The sequence below is a fragment of the Flavobacterium luteolum genome, from assembly GCF_027111275.1.
Classification (GTDB): domain Bacteria; phylum Bacteroidota; class Bacteroidia; order Flavobacteriales; family Flavobacteriaceae; genus Flavobacterium; species Flavobacterium luteolum.
In genome coordinates this window covers 3,039,659-3,057,309 of sequence record NZ_CP114286.1, presented here as the reverse complement: position 1 = coordinate 3,057,309, position 17,651 = coordinate 3,039,659, and the positions used below count along the sequence as shown (strand labels likewise).

The following is a 17,651-nucleotide window of genomic DNA, read 5'->3' as shown; positions in this document are numbered from 1 at the left end:
AAAAATTAAGCATTCATTCCTTCAATTTCTTCTGAAACAACTTCCCAGTCGATTAACAATTGCTCTAAATCTTGTTTCTTTTTGTTGTAAGCTGTAAAAAATGATGCATCTTCGATATGTTTGTCGTAATTGGTTTCTAACATCTTATCGTCGTGCTGGATTTGTTTTTCTAATTGCTGAATCTGACTTTCGATCTTGCTTAGCTTGTTCTGAAGTGCTTTTCCTTTCTTCTGATCTTCGTAAGACAATTTACTAGTCTCTTTTTCTTTCGGAGCAGGTGCATTTTTTACCACATCTTTTTTCTCAACTTCGCGCATGTTTTCTAGATTACGCTGTTCTAAGAAAAAGTTGATATCTCCTAAATATTCTTTAATCTTTTGATCTTTAAATTCGTAAACAATATTCGACATTCCTTGAAGAAAATCCCTGTCATGAGAAACCAATAATAAAGTTCCACCGAATTTTTGAAGCGCGGCTTTTAAAACGTTTTTAGATTTAATATCTAAGTGGTTCGTTGGCTCATCCATAAGCAACACGTTGATTGGCTGCAATAACAACTTACAAAGTGCCAAACGGTTACGTTCTCCTCCAGAAAGCACTTTCACTTTTTTCTCCACATCATCTCCACGAAACAAGAACGAACCTAACATATCGCGAACTTTCATTCGGTTTGTATCAGTCGCTGCATCTTCCATTGTTTGCAGTAAAGTGATTTCTCCGTCTAAATATTCAACTTGATTTTGAGCAAAATATCCTAATTGTACATTATGTCCTAATTTGATATTTCCTTGGTATTCAAATTCGTTTACTAAAGCTTTAATAAAAGTCGATTTTCCTTGTCCGTTCTGACCAACAAAGGCAATTTTGCTTCCTCTTTCTACCAATAAACTAATATCTTTAAGAATCGTTTTATCTCCGTAAGCTTTTGTTACATGTTCAGCTTCAATAACTACTTTTCCAGGTTCTTTTGAAACTGGAAATGAAATATTCATTACCGAATTGTCATCTTCATCAACTTCGATTCTTTCAACTTTATCTAATTTTTTAATCAAGGATTGCGCCATCGAAGCTTTTGAAGCTTTTGCACGGAATTTCTCGATTAATTTTTCTGTTTCTTCAATCTTTTTCTGCTGATTCTTTTGAGTTGCCAATTGCTTTTCGCGAATTTCGTGACGCAACTCTAAATATTGAGAATATGGTTTATTGAAATCGTATGCTTTTCCTAAAGAGATTTCGATTGTTCTATTCGTTACATTATCCAAGAACATTTTATCGTGCGAAACAATTACCACAACTCCAGGATAATTACGAAGGAAATTCTCCAACCAAATGATACTTTCGATATCTAAGTGGTTAGTAGGCTCATCCAGAAGCAATACATCATTGGATTGCAATAACAGTTTAGCCAATTCGATACGCATTCTCCATCCACCAGAAAATGTTTCTGTTTGATTATTGAAAACTTCTCTTTTAAAACCAAGACCTAAAAGAATTTTCTCTGTGTCTCCTACATAATTGTAACCTCCAAGAAGCTCAAAACGATGCGTGTAATCAGATAAATCTTCAATGATTTGTCCATATTCTTCACTTTCATAATCGGTTCTAGTAACCAATTGATGATTGATTTCTTCTAGTTTTTTCTCTACAACTTTAATTTCTGTAAAAGCCTCATACGCTTCTTCTAAAACGGTTCTTCCTTGTTCAAAATCAATATCCTGACGTAGAAATCCCATTCTAATATCTTTCTCCTGAGAAATAACCCCAGAATCTGGTTTAAAATCTCCCGCCAGCATTTTTAACATTGTAGATTTACCAGCTCCGTTTTTACCAACAAGACCTACGCGGTCGCCGGCACCCAAACGAAAAGTAACTTCTTCAAATAAATAGGTTCCTCCAAAAGAAACAGAAAGATTGTGTATATTAAGCATAATGTATTGCTGTAAATGTAAAGGTTAAAAAACCTTTTTTATTCATTAAATAAATAAACTGTAAACAAGCGAATTATCCTGTTACAATTTTGAAAGTGCAAAAGTATAACTTTTAATTGAAGTTTTGGCACTGAAAAACAATCGCTTTTGCAAAATTCTAAAACCAAAAACTTTGTCTAATTCCGAATTTTACTTCTTTAGTTAAGTAAAAAGTAATTGCATTGAGAATATGCCCTAATATGAATTTCAGAAAAAAAAGAAACATTGTATAAGTTAGAGGGATTCCCAAAACCAAACCGAGATAAGCCGTAAGTTTTTATCCTAATTTAATAGCTTAACGCCTGAAAATGCCCTATATTTGTTCTAAATAATTTTTCCCATTCACATTGGTATCTAAATACAATCGAGGTGAATTAAAGACTATAAAACTTACTTAAATGTTTAAAAGAGGTTCCAAACTAAATAGCATAATAACAGGAAGTTGTCCAAAATGCCAAAAAGAAAGTATGTATGAAGACAAAAATCCGCTTCATTTAAGCAAAGTTCTCAAAATGAATGAACATTGCAGCCACTGTGGATTCAAATACCAAATTGAACCTTCATTTTTTTATGGCGCCATGTATGTAAGCTACGGATTAAATGTTGCAGTCGGAATTGCAGCTTTTATTGTCTCTTTTGTCTTTTTTGGAGCCACAATTGAACAGTCTTTTATTACAATCATATTGACATTAGTTGTATTGTTTCCTTTTGTACTGCGTCTTTCAAGAAACCTATATATCAATATGTTTGTATCGTACGATCCTAAGGCCGGTCAGGAGTAAGAGATTTTAAATATCTTTTATGGAAGCGTTTTATATCAGCTTCACGATCTATCGGGGTTCCGTTTTCGATATTATCATACAACATTTTAGCTAAAGCCGGTCCCAGCATTACACCGCGTGTTCCTAATCCATTAAGAAGATGAATGGATTGATATGCTTCATGAGTGCCCACCAAAGGTCTTCTATCTGCAACTGTTGGTCTAACTCCGGCAAAATGCTTTACAATTTCAAAATCACAGGTAATAATTTCTCTAATACGATCTAAAAGCTCTTGTTTTCCTTCTTCGGTAGGAAGATCTGTTTTATCGTGCCAATTGTAAGTAGCGCCAACTTTAAATAAATCACCTCCTACTGGCAGAATAAAAACACTGGTGTTAACAATTAAATCCAATTTCAAATCTGGCGCTTTTATTAAAAATAACTCACCTTTTGTTCCATCCAAAGGCAGATAATTAAAATAAGGGTTTTTATGTAGGCCAAAACCTTCTGCAAAAATGATATTGCGAGCTTTAATATTTTTATATTGAATTCCCGAATCAAGAATCTCCAAGAAAGAACTATGGAAAGATTCTTCAAGAAGTAAATTATTTTCCTTTAAGTAGGCTTTATAACTTTCCAATAGCTGTCCAGTTTTAACATAGCCTGTATGTAAAACTTCTCCGTAATCGTAAGGAGAATCGATTCCTTGATATTTCTTGGTAATTAGTTTCGTTGATAAAAAAGGAGCTAAGTTTATTTTATCAGAAGCTGCAAACCAATTATTCTGTTCTTCTATTGAAAAAAATTTTCGAAGAATTGGCATTTTAAAATTGAATTTCTCTTGTAGCTTGTCTTCAACCTGTTCGTAAAATTCATTCATTAAAACCAAATGTTCTTTGGCATTCCATACTTCACTGAAACGTTTTAAAATAACTGGATTGTACAAGCCACCAGCAATTCTTGAAGAATTCTGAGATTTGTCATCAACAACTAAAATAGATTTATTGTTTTTTAGGGCGATTTCGGCAAAAGAAATTCCAGCCAATCCAGATCCGACGATTAAATAATCAAGCATTGTGAAGTATATAAAATAAAAAAAACTCTTACTACAAAGGTAGCAAGAGTTTTTCTTATAATTTAGTTTACAAACTTAGTAATTCCACATATCTTCTTCAAAATTACGAATCTTCTCTTTTACTCTTTCAGATTCTAATAATTGGCTCTGTGCATTATCCTTAATATAATCTTTAATCTCACGATCTCCATAAACATTTTCTTCTTTATATATTACAGCATTAAAACGTCTAGAGTTTAGGATTTGATCAAAAGAAATCGGAAGTGCAGAATTTTGATCATTAAAAGCTTTTCCTTCATGCAATACTTCTCGAGCATTGGGAAAGAAAACCCAGAAGAGCTCGATATAATCTTTTTCATCACTGTTCATGGTGTAAACATCGGGCGTTACTGGGCAAATTCCAAGCAGACGATATTTCAAATCACTCTGTCTTTTGTCAAAATACCAAAAGCCTTTAATCTTATACTGACTTACGTCGGCAGCAGTAAGATCTTGTTTCAAAATATATTCAGCAGGAACTGTTCTAGTTGGCCCTACTGTCTGGTCAACATAAGTAACTTTTTTATTCTTCCCCGTACCGGTAACCACTTTTTTCTTAACAACGCGGGTTCTATAATCGTCAGGATATTGATTAATTAATTCTCGGCCAGCATCTGTTGTGTCAACTCGAGATAATCCTCCTTGAATATCTTTTAAGGACTTTTTTGTATTAAAATAACTATCTGCATATACTTCTGTTATTTTACCATTTCTGATTGCTTTGGTTAAAATATCATAAAGCGAACGTCTATCTTGCCCAATATTAGCAGTATCAACAGGGAAGTATAATGGAAAATTGATTTTTTCGTTTAAATCAATAATTTCCCAAACCATTTTACCCATCAAAACATCTCGATCATCAACATAACCATACGCCAGAGGTTTATCGTTATCAGATATCATTTGAGCAGGTGTCTTATACCCAATCTGATCGGCAGTTTTGGCATTAAGTAAATTAGACTGAGCATTAGAAGTCAAACTCCCGAGAACAGCAACAATAGCAATTAATAAATTTCTTACTTTCATCATGATAACTTTTACAGAACATTAAACGAAATTTTATTATAAATATTGTTATTTTTCTTACATAACCAAAAATAAATCAAATATTAATCTAAGATTAGATTGTTTTGAAACTTTTTGACATAAAAAAAAAACTCTCACTACAAAGGTAGTAAGAGTTTTTAAATATTTGATTACGTGCAACTTAGTAATTCCACATATCTTGTTCGAAATTGCGAATTTTCTCTTTCACTCTTTCAGATTCCAACAACTGATTTTGAGCGTTGTCTTTCATATAATCGCTAATTGCTCTGTCTCCATAAAGGTTTTCTTCTTTGTAAACAACAGCGTTAAAGCGTCTTGAATTTAAAATCTGATCAAATGAGATTGGAAGAGCTGAGTTGTTGTCATTGAAAGCTTTTGCTTCATGCAGTGCTTCTCTGGCATTTGGGAAGAATACCCAAAACAATTCAATATAATCCTTTTCATCACTATTCATTGTATAAACGTCTGGAGTTACTGGGCAAATTCCTAGTAAACGATATTTTAATTCACTTTGACGTTTATCAAAATACCAGTATCCTTTAATTTTATACTGAGTAACATCTGCAGCAGTAAGATCTTGTTTCAAGATATATTCAGCAGGAACCGTTCTTGTTGGCCCAACTGTTTCTTCTACATAAGAAACCGATTTGTTTTTACCTTTACCAGAAACTACTTTTTTCTTCACAACACGTGATTTGTAGTCATCAGGATATTGGTTAATTAACTCTCTACCTGCATCTGTTGTATCAATACGAGATAATGATCCTTCGATGTCTTTCATAGATTTTTTAGTGTTGAAATAACTATCAGTATAAACTTCAGTAATTTTTCCACCTTTAATAGCTTTAGTTAAAACGTCGTAAAGAGAACGTCTGTTAGGACCAATATTAGCTGTATCTACCGGAAAATACATTGGAAAGTTGATTTTTTCATTTAAATCAATGATTTCCCATGTTGTTTTTCCCATCAGGATATCTCTATCATCTACATAACCATAAGCCAAAGGCTTATCATTATCAGAGATTAATTGAGCAGGAGTTTTAAGTCCAATCTGAGCAGGAGTTTTAGCATTAAGCAAGTTAGATTGCGCATGAGAAGCAAAACCTCCAGCGATAGAAACAATAGCTATTAAAAAATTTCTTACTTTCATCGTGGTATCGTATAAGATATTGAATGTAGTCTGCACTACTTTATTATTGTATTTCGTAAATTACAGGAGCAGTTCTTGGCAATAAATAACTACCAGCTCCAACAAGTTTAGTTTTAATTTCAGAAATAGTAACTTGGTCTCCTTTACCTGCTCTTGAAAGTACTTGTTTACATTGTGCATTCATTTTGTTTCCTGTAACAACAACTGTAGGCTGTCCAGCAATCTTCATGTTGAATCCAACAACATCTAAACCAACTTCAAAATCAAAATCAAGAAGTTTAGCTCCAATAGTAGCAATCTCTAAGTTAGATTTAGGACCTTTAACAACTCCCATCTCACCTCTAATTGTTCCTGTTGGACCAGGAATACCTTTAATTCTGAATGTTTTCTTATCAGTTACTTTGTCACCGTTTGGTAAAGTACCAGTTACAGAAATTGTAGTTTCAGTACCTTGACCTGGGCTCATATTATATTTTCCTGGTTTTCCAGCTGAAGCTAATCCTGGAGCACTAGCAACAATTTTGTTTGCATCAACACCAGCGAAAGATACAGAGATTGGGTTAACAACTCCTCTATATACTACGTTCATTTTGTCTGCAGAAATTGTAGCTGCGTTTGGTCTTGGAACTACAACATATTTTCCAGAGAATTTTAAAGGAATATTTTTTCCATCCTCTAAGAAAGTAAATTGTCCGTTGATATCTTGTTCTCCAACTCCACCAGCAGTTAAAGAGATAACAGCTTGTCCGTTTACAATTTGTCCAGGACCTTGGAAAGAAGTTGGTGTAGTGTTTTCGTCGTAACGACCTAAAACAACTTTACCAGTAACTTTTTCACCTTGGAAATAAGCGTTTTTATCTAAAACAACAATTGCTTGGTAATTGCTGTAAGAAGCAGCTGCAACTGCAGCTTTACCTAAAGCACTGTTGTAAACGTCAGTTTCAACTTTTTTAACATCATTTTGCCAAGCTGAAAGTTTAGCAGCAGATGCGATAGCAGGGAATCCTTTAAAGTGGTACGCTAAGTATTTTTCTTTAATTCCCTCTTTGTTTTTAACATCAGAAACATCAAATTTCTTTTCAACTTCCGCAATAATTGCAGCGTATTTTTTGTCTGTTCCTAAAGCAGCTTTAATATCAGCTTTATATTTTTCGATTTTAGAAATAATTTCGTTACCTTTTTTAGTGTAACCGTCTCCTGTAAACCAGTCATCGATATTATCTCCTCTATCCATAGATTCGTAAGGCATTTTTCCAGTTGCTTTATCAACTTCAAAACCTTTAACAGCCTGAGCTTTAAGAGTACCTATATAATCATAAAATTCTTTTGTAATTGTTTCAACTTTGTGAGCTGTTACTGCAGCAATAGCGAATTCTCCTTTTGCTTCAGCAGCTTTTTGATCTAAAGATGTTAATAAACCTGCATTTGTTTCTGTTGAAGTAGTGTTTGCACCTTCAAACTTCTCATTCATCAAACCAAAAGCAGAAATAACTTCTTTTGATACGTTCATTGCTAACATCGCGATGAAAACCAGATACATCAGGTTAATCATCTTCTGTCTAGGGGTTAATTTTCCTCCTGCCATTTTTTTCTAATTAGTTCTTTATTAATAAATTTAATATTAGTTAAAAACTAATTATCCTTTGTTACTCATTGCAGAAAGCATACCACCGTAAACACTGTTTAGAGATGCAATGTTTGCAGTCATAGATGCCATTTGTTCTTTTAATTTAGAAGCATTTTCAGCGATTTCTTTGTTAGCCTCAGCATTTCTAGAAGCGCTTTCTAATTGAACTTTATATAAGCTGTTTAATGACTCCATTTGAGCAGCAGCAACTGATAATTCTTCAGAATATTTCTTTTGTCCAGCGATTGAATCTACAGTTGGAGCAATTCCTTTAGCAGCAGATTCGAAGTTTTTGATGCTGTTTCCTAAACTTGACATTAATTCACCATCAATTTTAGCTTCTTTTAATAATGTATCTAATTTTTGAGATAATAATCCTTGAGCGTCAGTTGGAGTTTCAGCTTTAGCTTTTTTCTCTCTAGCTTGTCCGTTAGCTAATTCTGGGTAAACTAGAGTCCAATCTAGTTCTTCTTCAACTGGTTCGAAAGCAGAAAGCGCGAAAATTAAAGCCTCAGTAACTAATCCTACTGAAAGCATAACTGTACCTGTTAATGGTCCAATCTCAAAGTGAGTAATTTTGAATAACGCTCCAACGATTACCACTGCCGCTCCCATACCATAAGCGAAATTCATTGCTTTTTTACTTAATAATGCCATAATACTTTTTTTTTAGGTTTAAAATAGATTTGTTGGATATTGATAAAATTATAAAATTACTTTTTTCTGTTTCCTGTAACTTGAGTACCCATGTAATCTTGTACAGTTCTGAATCCGATATAACTTCTTGCAGAATCAGCATATTCGTGGTCACGTGTACTTACCTGTAGGAAATAAGCAACGTCTTTCCAAGAACCACCGCGAACTACTTTTCTTTGGTTTTTACCATCAATTACGTTTGGATTCATTGTTGATACATATTCGTAAGCGTTTGGATTATAAGCTGAATCTGTCCACTCAGACACGTTTCCTGCCATATTGTATAATCCGTAACCATTTACATCGTATGATTTAGCTTCAACTGTGTAAAGCGCTTCGTCAGCAGCATAATCTCCTCTACTTGGTTTGAAGTTTGCTAAGAAACAACCTCTATCACTCTTAGTATAAGGACCTCCCCATGGATAAGTAGCAGACTCCAGACCTCCTCTAGCAGCATACTCCCATTCTGCCTCAGTTGGCAATCTGAAAGAGTTTACTAAGTCACGTCCTTTTTTCTTAGATTTAATGTAGCTGTTTTTGTTTAAAGTTCTCCAAGCACAGAATGCTTTAGCTTGTTTCCAAGTCACACCCACTACTGGATAATCTCCGTAAGCTTTGTGCCAGAAATAATCATTATGCATTGGCTCATTGTACGAGTAAGCAAAATCTTTAATCCAAACTGCAGTATCAGGATAAACATTTACCTGCTCTGTTTTTACGAAGTCACTTCTTTTTCCAACTTTTGCTTTTGCAGCAGCTTGAATATCCATCCAAGAATAACGGAATTTCAATTTATTTACGTCAATTGTTCTTAAACCATTATATGATTCTTCAATTGGTAAATACATAGAATCCATTACTTCAGCGTAGTACTCGTCTGGATAAGCTTTAGTATCTTTAATTAATTTTACTTTTCTGTTTAATTTTCTTCCAGCATATGGATCATCCTTTGTACCAACACTATAGTAGTTATCATACATATATTTATCATAAGCTGTCATTTTTTCTGGATCAGAGTCGTTAAAAGCATAATCAGCAATACTTCCGGCTTTTTTACCTTTTCCATCAGTAGCTTTCTGTCCAGTTTCGTCTGCTAAGATCGCTAAACGAACTCTCATTGTAGAGTCTTTTACCCACTCCACAAATTGACGATACTCACTATTTGTAATCTCAGTTTCATCCATATAGAATGAACGAACAGTTACAGTTTTAGTTGGAGCATCTTCCACGTTAGCTAAATCAGCATCTGATTTACCCATAATAAAAGATCCACCCGGAACTAATGTCATTCCATAAGGCTTCTCGGGATGCCATTTCCCTCCTGTAACACCGACTAATTCACCTTTGTCACCAGACTTACCACAGCCGATTACTAGTGTTAACATTGCTGCAAATGCAATAAACTTCTTCATATAAATTTGGGATTATCTATTCATTATTAAAAGTCCGTAAACGTATTTATTATTTATCTAAAAAACAATACTACTTGCGAATTTATTTTATCGTTCAAAAATAATGTTAAATAAAATAAAAAAAAAATATTTTATCGACAAACTGCTTCAAAAAATCGACGTAAAACGTTAATTTTTATATTATATAAGCTTTTTCTTACTAATTAAAATTAACATTTTTAAAGAGGTTTTAAAAAGTTAAGATTTCACTTATATTTTTGTTCTACAGAGCATTTTTTCGTTGCGCTTTCCACCATCTTTCTGGCAATTCTTGATTGCAAGCCGACAAATATTCTTCGTAAGAACAAGGTAATAACGTATTTCTTTTCAATTTATTGCTGCCATTTGATTCATATGGAATTTCGATCCACCAACGGTCAGTTTTATCGCTTTTATAGAATATCAGTTCTTCATCTTCTAACGGAACTATATACTTTAAATAGTTAGCCCTACTTCCAAATGGATATTCTTTTGAGCGGTAGTGATATCCTTCAATAAAATACCATACAATCTGAGCAATAATAGCCGATTCGGCCAATGTACTGTTATGATTGAATACTCCAAAAGAAGAAACTTTATCACTGATACCAGCATATCTAGCCAAAGCACAAATCTCTTTTCCATTAAATCCGTTTGGCTCAAAAGTAACCATATTAGCTGAAGCAGAAGATTTTACAGAATTTAAATCTATACTAACCAAGTCTGCATCTCTAAAAACTGGCTCTGCCAAAGTTATTTTATTAGAAATTTCACCCAATCTATAAGCATCAAAAAACAACTTTTCGATCAAGTCAATTTCTTCTTGCGAATTATAATAAGTTTGATATCCTATATTACAGTAATTAAAAAGATTATTAGGCTCATCAATAATAATTTTTGTCAGGTAAGAGTTAGCAGAAACCGACTCATTTTCTTTACCAAAATCAAATTTATTATCCACTGCAACCAAATTTACCATCTGCTCTAAATCATCGTAAGCACGATACAAAGCATAGGTCAAATCCTGAGAACCTCCTAGGACTATAGGTATGACTTTATTCTTGATTAATGCAGCTGTAACTTTCTTTAATGCAAAATAAGTGTCCTCTACAGAATCGCCTGCAAGTATATCTCCAAGGTCTGCTATCGAAGCATCCCAATTACCTGGAAACATACTATAAAGCTTTTTACGTACAGCAGAAAGATTAACTTCATTAATCATATTGATGTTTGTACGGTCTTCTAAAACACCGATAATAGCAATATTTATCTGCGCAATATCAGGAAACTGATCTTGGGTATGAAAAACAACTTTACTCCCAAGCTCTTGTGAAGACAGTCCTCCGACGAATCTTACAATTGCATCATTAACTGGTTCTAGAAAATCAAATTCCATCTATATTTATTTCTTTTTAGCAGTTGTTTTTTTAGCCGGGGCTTTTTTAGCTGTTGTTGTTTTAGCCGCAGTTTTCTTTGCAGGCGCTTTTTTTGCAGGTGCTTTAGCAGCAATCATTTCTTGAACTTGAGCCAGAGTTAATTTTGTTGCATCAACATCTTTGCTTAATTCAATTTTGACTTTACCTTTCAGAATCACAGAACGTCCCCAACGGGCTTTCTCTACTACAATTCCTTCTTCTTCCCAGTTATGAATAACTTTATCAATGTTTTTCTGAAGTTTATCTTCAATCAATTCTTCAACATCAGCTTGAGAAAGATTATCAAAATTGTATTTCTTGCTCACATTTACAAAAAGTCCGTTCCATTTAATGAATGGTCCAAAACGTCCCACTCCTTTTTGAACAGCTTCGCCTTTGTAAACCGCAATTGGCGCATCAGCAAGTGCTTTTTCGTCAATTAATTCCTGAGCTCTTTCTTTAGAAACATTAAGCGGATCTTCTCCTCTTGGTAATGATATAAAAACACTTCCATGACGAACATAAGGTCCATAACGGCCATTGTTTACTTCAACTTCTTCTCCTTTATATTCTCCTAAACTTTTTGGAAGCAAGAACAAATTCAGAGCTTCTTCAAGTGTAATATTTCCAATATTCTGGTCCGCCATTAAACTAGCAAACTTCTTATCTTCATCGTCTGCTTCTCCAATTTGCGCCATTGGTCCAAATTTTCCTAAACGAACAGAAACCTGTCTTCCATCTGCATCTTTTCCTAAAATTCTTTCTCCACTTTCACGTTCTGCATTTGCTTCAACTTCCTTTACATTTGGGTGAAATTTGTTGTAGAAATCCTGCATCATTTTTGCCCAGTCAATATTTCCTTCGGCAATTTCATCAAAGTCTTGCTCAACTTTTGCAGTAAAATTATAATCTAGAATGTTTCCGAAATTCTTTACCAAGAAATCAGTAACAATCGTTCCGATATCTGTAGGAACCAATTTTCCTTTATCTGAACCTGTGTTTTCTTTTAGAACTTTTTCTCCTACCTTACTATTTTGCAAAGTAAGCTGTGTATAATTACGCTCTACGCCTTCAAGAGTTCCTTTTTCAACATAATTTCTATTGATAATTGTAGAAATTGTTGGTGCGTAAGTTGACGGACGTCCGATTCCAAGTTCCTCTAATTTTTTAACTAGAGATGCCTCAGTGTAACGTGCAGGCGGTCTTGAATATCGTTCAGTAGCTGTAATATAGTTATTTGCCAGTTTCTCATTTACTTTTAAAGCTGGAAGCATTCCTTCTTGCTCTTCCTCATCATCATCATGTCCTTCTAAGTACACTTTTAAGAAACCTTCAAAAAGCAATACTTCTCCAGAAGCTGTAAAAATCTCACTATGGTTATCTGCTTCAATTTTTACATTTGTTCTTTCCAACTGTGCATCGCTCATTTGCGAAGCCAAAGTTCTTTTCCAGATCAAATCGTATAAACGAGCTTGGTCACGGTCGATATTTACGGTGTGACGAGACATATCTGTCGGACGAATTGCTTCGTGCGCCTCTTGAGCTCCTTTACTTTTATTTGCAAAAGTTCTCGGTTTAGAGAATTCTTTCCCGTACGATTTTATGATTTCTGCTTGTGCAGCATCCATTGCTTCTTTAGAAAGGTTTACCGAGTCGGTTCTCATATAAGTAATAAGTCCGGCTTCGTATAAACGCTGCGCTAATTGCATGGTAATTCCAACTGGCAAGTATAATTTTCTTGCTGCTTCCTGCTGTAACGTAGAAGTTGTAAAAGGTGCTGTTGGAGATTTTTTGGTAGGTTTAGTTTCTAAATCTGCTACCTTATATTTAGAACCGATGTTTTGATTTAAGAAATCTTCGGCTTCTTTTTTAGTATTGAAGTTTTTTGGAAGTTTTGCTTTGAAAGCTTTTCCTGCTTCGTTTACAAATTCTGCAACAATAGAATAAGTTGCAACTGCATTGAAACTTTGTATTTCGCGTTCTCTTTCAACAATCAAACGCACAGAAACCGACTGTACACGACCAGCTGAAAGTCCGCCTTTAATTTTTCTCCATAAAACCGGAGATAATTCGTAACCCACTAAACGGTCTAAAACACGACGTGCTTGTTGTGCGTTTACTAAATTATAGTCAATTTCTCTTGGATTATCGATTGCTTTGAGAATCGCAGATTTTGTAATCTCATGAAAAACAATTCGTTTGGTCTTTTTTCTATCTAGCTTTAATTCTTCCGCCAAGTGCCATGAAATAGCCTCTCCCTCGCGGTCCTCATCGGATGCTAACCAAACCGTTTCGGCATTTTTAGAAAGTGACTTCAGCTTCGTTACCAAGGCTTTTTTATCCGGAGAAACTTCATATTTAGGTTTAAAACCATTTTCTACATCTACTCCTATTTCCTTTGATGGTAAGTCCGCTATGTGTCCATAACTTGACTCCACCTGAAAATCACTCCCAAGAAATTTCTCGATCGTTTTCGCCTTTGCAGGTGACTCCACTATTACTAAATTCTTTGCCATTGCTCTATTTTTCTGCAACAAAAGTATTTATTTTTTTTAAATATTAACCTTACGAATGCATTTTTGAGGTATTTTGATATTATGAAACTTAAAATTGCAGATTTATCTGTAATAATCTCGATAATATATATAGGTATAACTTTTAGTGATTTTTAACCAAGAAATCCCTTTTAATTTTAGATTTCAGAGCTAAAATTTTAAATTGTAAAAAACATTTCTTAAAATCTCTGATTCAATTTACAACTTACTTTAGTAAAGTTTTCTTTTGAAATCGAATTTCCTAGCCCAGATTATAGCGGAAAGCCCGGAATAAAAAAAGCAAAAGTTTCTTGTTTTAAAAAAGCGACCAGCGGAAGCTCTTTTTACAACATTAGAAACTTTGCTTTTTTTATGTCCCGATAGCTATCGGGATGGAGTGGAAAGCTGGAAATAGCTTCTAATTATCATTAAAAGCACACAAAACACTGGCTCTGAACATTTCTCAAAACATTGTTAATTCTTTATCTGACATCTTGTCATATTAGATTCAATTACGCTATCTTTGCACTTTGAATTTTTACAATGGAAAAGATTATTGAAGAAAGCAAACAAGGCGAAAGTCTTGTTTTGGAAAATAAACCTGAGAATACTAAAAAGCTATTTATAGAGAGTTACGGCTGTGCGATGAATTTTTCGGACAGTGAAGTCGTAGCTTCCATTTTGTCTGACGGAGGATATAACACAACTTCAGTTCTTGAAGAAGCCGATTTGGTTTTGGTAAACACTTGCTCTATTCGCGATAAAGCAGAACAAACTATTCGCAAGCGTTTAGAGAAATATAATGCAGTAAAGCGTACTAATCCGAAAATGAAAGTGGGCGTTTTGGGCTGTATGGCTGAGCGTTTGAAAAGTCAGTTTTTGGAAGAAGAGAAAATAGTTGATCTTGTGGTTGGCCCAGATGCTTATAAAGATCTTCCGAATTTATTGGCTGAAGTTGAAGAAGGACGTGACGCCATTAATGTAATTTTATCAAAAGAAGAGACTTACGGAGATATTTCGCCTGTTCGTTTAATGAGCAACGGAATTACTGCTTTGGTTTCGATCACTCGCGGATGTGATAATATGTGTACGTTCTGCGTTGTGCCTTTTACACGTGGCCGTGAACGTAGCCGTGAGCCGCAAAGTATTATGAATGAAATTAAAGATCTTTGGGAAAAAGGCTTTAAAGAAATCACACTTTTAGGACAAAACGTTGACAGTTACCTTTGGTACGGTGGTGGATTGAAAAAAGATTTTGTAAATGCTTCTGAAATGCAAAAAGCAACTGCGGTCGATTTTGATCAATTGTTAGAAATGGTTGCTGTTGGTTTTCCTAAAATGCGTATTCGATTTTCGACTTCAAATCCGCAGGATATGCATGAGAGTATTCTTCATGTTATTGCGAAATATCCAAACATCTGCAAACATATTCACTTACCAGTTCAGTCTGGAAGTAACCGAATTTTGAAAGAAATGAATCGTCTGCATTCTCGTGAAGAATATATGGCTTTGATTGATAAAATTAAGGCGATTATTCCTGATGCTTCGATTTCGCAAGATATGATTGCTGGTTTTCCAACAGAAACTGAAGAAGACCACCAAGATACAATGAGCTTGATGGAATATGTAAAATATAATTTCGGTTATATGTATTCGTATTCTGAACGCCCTGGAACTTTGGCTGGAAGAAAAATGAAGGATGATGTTGAGGAAGAAACCAAAGCCAGAAGATTACAAGAAATTGTTGATTTACAACAAAAACACGCTTGGTTTAGAAGCGAAGAGTTTGTTGGAAAAACAGTTGAAGTTTTGGTAGAGAAAGTTTCTAAAAAATCTAAAGATGAATTTTCTGGAAGAAATTCTCAGAGTATTACAGTGGTTTTCCCAAAAGAGAATTATAAAATTGGAGATTTCGTAAACGTAAAAATCACAAGCTGTACTTCGGGAACTTTAAAAGGTGAAGCGGTTGGGCTTAGTAGCATGAATTAATTTTTTTGCCACAGATTAAAAGGATTAAAATGATTTTTTTTGAATTATTTTTCTTACTTTATTTCTTTTAGATTTGTGGTAAAATAAATATTGATGCAACACTATAAAGAAAACGACACTTACAAGATTATTGGAATTTGTATGGAAGTTCACAGAAATCTTGGACCAGGTTTGTTAGAAGTAGTTTACAAAGACGCTTTAGAATTAGAATTTAAACAAAATAATATTCCTTTCGAAAGAGAAAAAGAATATTCAATTGAATATAAAGGAATTATTTTACCTCATAAATTTTATGCAGATTTCATTATTAATGAAGACATTGTTTTAGAGGTGAAAGCAATAAAAGAATTTTCAAATGAACATATTGCTCAGATTTTAAATTACATAAAACTATCAGATTCAGAAGTAGGATTGCTTGTAAATTTTCAAACAAAATCTCTACAATACAAAAGATATATTTTATAATTTAGGTAATCTGTGTTAATCACTTTAATCTGTGGCAAAAAGAAAAAAAATATAAGCCTAGCGTTTAAGGTCAAAGCTTAAAACTTGAAACCTGAAACAAAAAAACTTGAAACAAAATCGATATGGAAACAGTTCAAGCAATAAAACAGCGATTTGAGATTATTGGAAATGATCCGAAATTAAATCGTGCCATTGAAAAAGCCATTCAGGTTGCTCCAACTGATATTTCGGTTATGGTAACTGGGGAAAGTGGCGTTGGTAAAGAAAATATTCCAAGAATTATACATTCGCTTTCACACAGAAAGCATGGTAAATATATTGCCGTAAACTGCGGTGCAATTCCTGAGGGAACTATTGACAGTGAACTTTTTGGTCACGAAAAAGGTGCATTTACAGGTGCAACAAGTACTCGTGAAGGTTATTTTGAAGTGGCCGATGGCGGAACAATTTTTCTCGATGAAGTTGGTGAATTGCCACTGACTACTCAAGTAAGATTACTTCGTGTACTTGAAAATGGTGAATTTATAAAAGTAGGTTCCTCTCAGGTTCAAAAAACAAATGTTCGTATTGTTGCAGCAACCAATGTGAACTTATTTAATGCTATTGAAAAAGGTAAATTTCGTGAAGATTTGTACTACCGTTTAAGCACTGTAGAAATTACTTTACCTCCTTTAAGAGAAAGAAAGGACGATATTCATTTGTTGTTCAGAAAATTTGTGGCCGATTTTGCCCATAAATATAAAATGCCGCCTTTAAGATTGGACGATGATGCTGTTCAGCTTTTACAAAAATTCAGATGGAGTGGAAACATTCGTCAATTGCGAAATGTCGCTGAGCAGATTTCTGTTTTAGAAACGAATCGAGATATCAGTCTTGCTACTTTACAATCGTACTTGCCTGCTGAAGGAAGCAATTTACCTTCTGTTATTAATGACAGCAAAAAAGAAAGCGATTTCAGTACGGAAAGAGACATCTTATACAAAGTGCTTTTTGATATGAGAAGCGATTTGAACGATTTGAAAAAACTGACTTTGGAGTTAATGAAAAACGGAACTTCTAAAGTACAGGATATCAATCCGAATCTGATTCAGAAAATATACGGAAATCAGCAGAATGACAGCGAAATTGATTTTGAGGAAGAACCAAGAACCGCTGTTATGACAACTCCTGCTGTACGTGAAGATAATTATCAGATGCAAGATGACAATTACTTGTTTGCTGAAACTATCGAGGAAGAAGAAGTTTTACGTTTAGAGCAAAAGGAAATTGAAATGATCAAAAAATCATTAGAAAAAAACAAAGGAAAACGTAAAGCTGCGGCAGATGAACTTGGTATTTCCGAAAGAACTTTATATCGTAAAATCAAGCAATTCGACCTATAATAAATCTCCATTTTTAAATTCCAAATCCCAAATTAGTATATTTGGCGAAATTTGGAATTTCAAAATATTGGAAT

Annotated in this window: 13 protein-coding genes; 4 read left to right on the top strand and 9 right to left on the bottom strand. The window is 34.0% G+C overall.

Going from position 1 to position 17,651, the window contains the following annotated elements; all coding sequences use genetic code 11:
• Positions 1-5: 5 nt before the first annotated feature.
• Complete coding sequence (locus tag OZP10_RS13155; RefSeq protein ID WP_281631287.1) at positions 6-1,928, bottom strand: ABC-F family ATP-binding cassette domain-containing protein; 1,923 nt, start codon at positions 1,926-1,928, stop codon at positions 6-8.
• Positions 1,929-2,365: 437 nt separating this feature from the next.
• Between OZP10_RS13155 and OZP10_RS13150 the strand changes: the two genes are divergently transcribed.
• Positions 2,366-2,749: a DUF983 domain-containing protein gene (locus tag OZP10_RS13150; protein ID WP_281631286.1), complete on the top strand. Its 384-nt coding sequence runs from the start codon at positions 2,366-2,368 to the stop codon at positions 2,747-2,749.
• On the opposite strand, the gene OZP10_RS13145 is transcribed toward OZP10_RS13150, so the two are convergent.
• The 8 genes from OZP10_RS13145 to topA all read right to left on the bottom strand — a co-directional run bounded on the left by OZP10_RS13145 (position 2,730) and on the right by topA (position 13,723).
• Complete coding sequence (locus OZP10_RS13145; protein WP_177210775.1) at positions 2,730-3,803, bottom strand: NAD(P)/FAD-dependent oxidoreductase; 1,074 nt, start codon at positions 3,801-3,803, stop codon at positions 2,730-2,732. The genes OZP10_RS13150 and OZP10_RS13145 overlap by 20 nt on opposite strands.
• A gap of 75 nt (positions 3,804-3,878) precedes the next feature.
• Positions 3,879-4,868 (bottom strand): type IX secretion system ring subunit PorN/GldN, encoded by a 990-nt coding sequence (porN, locus tag OZP10_RS13140; protein WP_281634762.1) that lies wholly within the window; start codon positions 4,866-4,868, stop codon positions 3,879-3,881.
• A gap of 181 nt (positions 4,869-5,049) precedes the next feature.
• A complete protein-coding gene (gene porN / locus OZP10_RS13135; protein ID WP_177210776.1) occupies positions 5,050-6,039 on the bottom strand; it encodes a type IX secretion system ring subunit PorN/GldN in 990 nt (329 codons plus the stop codon).
• A gap of 43 nt (positions 6,040-6,082) precedes the next feature.
• Entirely contained in the window at positions 6,083-7,624 is a 1,542-nt protein-coding gene (porM, locus tag OZP10_RS13130; protein WP_281631285.1) for a type IX secretion system motor protein PorM/GldM, read from the bottom strand.
• A gap of 51 nt (positions 7,625-7,675) precedes the next feature.
• Positions 7,676-8,323 carry a type IX secretion system motor protein PorL/GldL gene (gene porL / locus OZP10_RS13125; RefSeq protein WP_008467092.1) on the bottom strand — a complete coding sequence of 216 codons (648 nt, stop codon included), beginning with the start codon at positions 8,321-8,323 and terminating at the stop codon, positions 7,676-7,678.
• Between the two features lie 56 nt (positions 8,324-8,379).
• On the bottom strand, positions 8,380-9,774 hold the full coding sequence (porK, locus tag OZP10_RS13120) for a T9SS ring complex lipoprotein PorK/GldK (RefSeq protein WP_281631284.1): 1,395 nt from the start codon (positions 9,772-9,774) through the stop codon (positions 8,380-8,382).
• A gap of 262 nt (positions 9,775-10,036) precedes the next feature.
• A complete protein-coding gene (locus OZP10_RS13115; RefSeq protein ID WP_177210778.1) occupies positions 10,037-11,188 on the bottom strand; it encodes a formimidoylglutamase in 1,152 nt (383 codons plus the stop codon).
• A gap of 6 nt (positions 11,189-11,194) precedes the next feature.
• Complete coding sequence (gene topA, locus OZP10_RS13110) at positions 11,195-13,723, bottom strand: type I DNA topoisomerase (protein WP_281631283.1); 2,529 nt, start codon at positions 13,721-13,723, stop codon at positions 11,195-11,197.
• Positions 13,724-14,284: 561 nt separating this feature from the next.
• On the opposite strand from topA, the gene miaB reads away from it, so the two are divergent.
• The 3 genes from miaB to OZP10_RS13095 all read left to right on the top strand — a co-directional run bounded on the left by miaB (position 14,285) and on the right by OZP10_RS13095 (position 17,577).
• Complete coding sequence (miaB, locus tag OZP10_RS13105; RefSeq protein WP_281631282.1) at positions 14,285-15,730, top strand: tRNA (N6-isopentenyl adenosine(37)-C2)-methylthiotransferase MiaB; 1,446 nt, start codon at positions 14,285-14,287, stop codon at positions 15,728-15,730.
• Between the two features lie 93 nt (positions 15,731-15,823).
• Complete coding sequence (locus tag OZP10_RS13100) at positions 15,824-16,195, top strand: GxxExxY protein (protein ID WP_281631281.1); 372 nt, start codon at positions 15,824-15,826, stop codon at positions 16,193-16,195.
• A gap of 122 nt (positions 16,196-16,317) precedes the next feature.
• Positions 16,318-17,577, top strand: a complete 1,260-nt coding sequence (locus tag OZP10_RS13095) for a sigma-54 interaction domain-containing protein (RefSeq protein ID WP_281631280.1) — start codon at positions 16,318-16,320, stop codon at positions 17,575-17,577.
• The last annotated feature ends 74 nt before the right edge of the window (positions 17,578-17,651 follow it).